This window comes from Stenotrophomonas sp. P5_B8 (assembly GCF_054049855.1).
The window spans coordinates 1-2,528 of sequence record NZ_JBFULO010000499.1; the positions used below are offsets into that span (position 1 = coordinate 1).

At 57.2% G+C, this 2,528-nt stretch carries 3 protein-coding genes; all 3 read left to right on the forward strand.

Annotated elements, in window-relative coordinates; genetic code table 11:
• Positions 1–40: 40 nt before the first annotated feature.
• Positions 41–532 (forward strand): YciE/YciF ferroxidase family protein, encoded by a 492-nt coding sequence (locus tag ACXJKH_RS18570; protein WP_457321570.1) that lies wholly within the window; start codon positions 41–43, stop codon positions 530–532.
• Positions 533–1,057: 525 nt separating this feature from the next.
• Positions 1,058–1,696 carry a DUF6766 family protein gene (locus ACXJKH_RS18575; protein ID WP_457321572.1) on the forward strand — a complete coding sequence of 213 codons (639 nt, stop codon included), beginning with the start codon at positions 1,058–1,060 and terminating at the stop codon, positions 1,694–1,696.
• A 19-nt stretch (positions 1,697–1,715) separates the two neighbouring features.
• Positions 1,716–2,261, forward strand: coding sequence for a cysteine hydrolase family protein (locus tag ACXJKH_RS18580; RefSeq protein ID WP_457321574.1), 546 nt, complete (start codon positions 1,716–1,718; stop codon positions 2,259–2,261).
• The last annotated feature ends 267 nt before the right edge of the window (positions 2,262–2,528 follow it).

Sequence of the window (2,528 nt, forward strand, 5' to 3'; positions counted from 1 at the left end):
GCATAGCGTCTAACACCCACCCATCCGTAGGAACGCAGACATGGCGATCAAGACTGCCGAAGACCTCTTCATCCACGAGCTGTCTGACATCTACAGCGCTGAAAAACAGCTCACCAAAGCTCTGCCTCGCTTGGCCCGGGCTGCGTCCAACCCAGAACTCGCCACCGCTTTCGAGACCCATTTGGAGGAGACCCAAGGCCAGATCGAGCGCATCGACCGGGTTGTCGAACTTCTGGGAATCCGGCTCAAGCGCATCAAATGCGCCGCGATGGAGGGATTGGTAGAGGAGGGCAAAGAGGCGATCGACAGCATCGAAGAGGGACCAGTCCGTGACTCTGCGTTGATCGGTGGGGCGCAGAAGGTCGAACATTACGAAATTGCCTGCTACGGAACCATCGCAGCCTTGGCCAAGCAGTTGGGTTACAAGGCCGCTGTTCCGCTTCTTCTAGAGACACTTGAAGAAGAGAAGGCCACCGACGAGAAGCTCACCCTGTTGGCCCAATCCGGCGGCAATGCTGCAGCAGTCGCATAGTTCTGGACGCCGTCGCAATGCTGCGATGGCGATTTTTTGTCTGCCCCCTTTTGGAGTCAGTCATGGAAAGAGATCAGAAAGACCCACCCCTTCCGGGGGAAAACAACGCCAAAGAGTCGCCCGCGGAGCAACGAGCCCGAGAGGCGCGCACGCAACGCAACCATGAAGAAGCACTGGAAGAAACGTTCCCGGCGAGTGACCCCATTTCACCATTTGTGCCCGCCAAACCCCCGGTGGACGACAGCACCTCGGGCTCCTCCGACGCTCAGCGCTCAATTGGGGACCGCCCTAGCCCTGGCCAGGGCGTCAAGGGCAGCGAAACCGGGTCGGGGAGTGCTCCCGATCCGTCGGGAAGCACCCAGCCGAACTTCGGTGACGTTGGCAGCTCTGGAGGAACGCCAGGCTTTGCAGGTTGATTAGAAAAAAGGCGACGCTGAGGTGTCGCCTTTTCGTTCAGCCCCCTGTTCCATCGGCTCCAAACCTCCCCACGGTCTGGCAGACGCACAACATTAGGCACTACTGGCCATGTGGAAAAGAAACGGCTTATCGATAGTCCTGTTCCTATTACTGATCTGCTTCTTGTTGGGACAGATCTGGACCGGGTTCTTGACACACAATGAAGAGCTCAAGGAAGMACATAGGCCCCTGTTGGGGCTATGGGAGTACCTCCACAGCGGTCACTTCGTTAGCGCCACCTTCGAGAATTGGGAAAGTGAGTTCTTGCAGATGGGGATGTATGTCCTTTTGACCGTAACCCTTCGCCAGAAGGGGTCGGCAGAGTCCAGGCCCCTCTCTCCCGATGAGGAAGAAGAGCGTGTTGAAGACGGGCCCACGCCATGGCCCGTGCGACGCGGGGGAGTGTGGAAGGCTCTCTATGGGCATTCCTTAGCTATTGCTTTCGGGCTCCTTTTCTTCATGAGCTTCTCTCTCCACTTGGCCGGCAGCTGGCGCGCTGAAGTCGACGAGATGGCCTTCAAAGGACTTCCGCCTCCCACGTGCTGGGAACACTTGTGGAGCAGCAGCTTCTGGTTTGAGTCGTTCCAGAATTGGCAGAGTGAGTTCTTGGCAGTGCTGTCACTGGTGATACTGACAATTTTCCTTCGCCAAAAGGATTCACCTCAGTCTAAGCCTATGGCTGCCCCCCACAGCCAAACGGGCGATTGAGCAATTCCGGGAGCCACGCATGAAGAAAACGACGCCCGCCCTGCTCATCGTTGACATGTTCAGTCGATTTGACTTCCCGGAGGCCGACTTGATTGCGAGCAGCGCGCTGAATGCTTCAAAGGCCGTCGCCCGCCTCCGGCAGCACTTCAAAGCCGAGGGCGATCCGGTGATTTACGCCAATGATAACTTTGCAAACTGGCAGATGGACTTCAAGGAGTTAGTTCAAGAATGCTTGGCTGCGGACGGCGTCTCGGCGAAGATTGCAACTCTGCTTCGCCCTGCTCTTGATGATTACTTCGTTCTGAAGCCCAAGCACTCCGCGTTCCTGRCAACCCCCTTAGCTGCCCTTCTCGCAAAGCTGGGATGCAATCAATTGGTGGTGTGCGGGATGGCCGCAGACTCCTGCATTGCCTCAACTTGCTTTGACAGCAACTCCCGGGAATACGAGACGGTTGTCGTTCCAGAGGCAATCGCGGGCATCGGAGCAAGGAAGGCAAGAGCGCTGCAACTGCTGGAGGACTCTCAGGCAGCAAAGGTGGTTCCGATAGATCGCTACCTCGGTTAGAGTCCTTCAGCCGCAGCCCAAGATGCCCTGCCCGCGCGACCAATGCTGGCTTGCACTGAGAAGTGTCGCCGACTCGCTGGGAAAGAACCTCTCCTACCCACGAAGAGATTTGTAGACGTTAATTAACGATGCGCTTGATGGCGGCCGCAGTAGGTGGCACATTTTCCATACGACACGGGAGCTTGCAGTTGGCGTTAGAAGAAAAAAGCCTTGGCCTAATGGCGGACCTGAGCATGGTGGCACAGGGTTTTCGCCCCTCCCCTTCGC

Excerpts from the sequence above, each read along its gene's own strand:
- ACXJKH_RS18570 (WP_457321570.1), top strand. The coding sequence starts at position 41 with ATGGCGATCAAGACTGCCGAAGACCTCTTCATCCACGAGCTGTCTGAC.